This window comes from Achromobacter sp. DH1f, assembly GCF_000633435.1.
GTDB lineage: Bacteria > Pseudomonadota > Gammaproteobacteria > Burkholderiales > Burkholderiaceae_B > Achromobacter > Achromobacter deleyi.
This window is the reverse complement of the sequence record NZ_AYMF01000119.1, coordinates 1-270: the sequence shown is the minus strand read 5'-3', so window position 1 is coordinate 270 and position 270 is coordinate 1. Positions and strand designations below refer to the sequence as shown.

At 72.2% G+C, this 270-nt stretch carries 1 protein-coding gene; it reads left to right on the top strand.

Annotated features, from left to right (window positions below):
- A partial coding sequence (locus U858_RS0133315) for an EamA family transporter (protein WP_025141377.1) occupies positions 1-270 on the top strand: 270 nt, incomplete at both ends.

Genomic DNA, 270 nt, shown 5'->3' with positions numbered 1-270 from the left:
GCCGCGGGCGCGGCGCTGGTGCTGAACTGGGTGCTGCTGTTTTCGGCCTACCGGCTGGCCTCGATCTCGCTGGCCACCGCCGTCTACAACGTACAGCCTTTTTTCCTGATCGGCCTGGGCGCGCTGTTCCTGGGCGAACGCCCCAGCCGCGGCAAGCTGGCCTGGTCGGTGGTGGCCTTTGCCGGGCTGCTGCTGGTGCTGCGCCTGACCGACACGGCCGGCGCGGGTGGCGCCGCCTACCTGTCGGGCCTGCTGCTGGGCCTGGGCGCG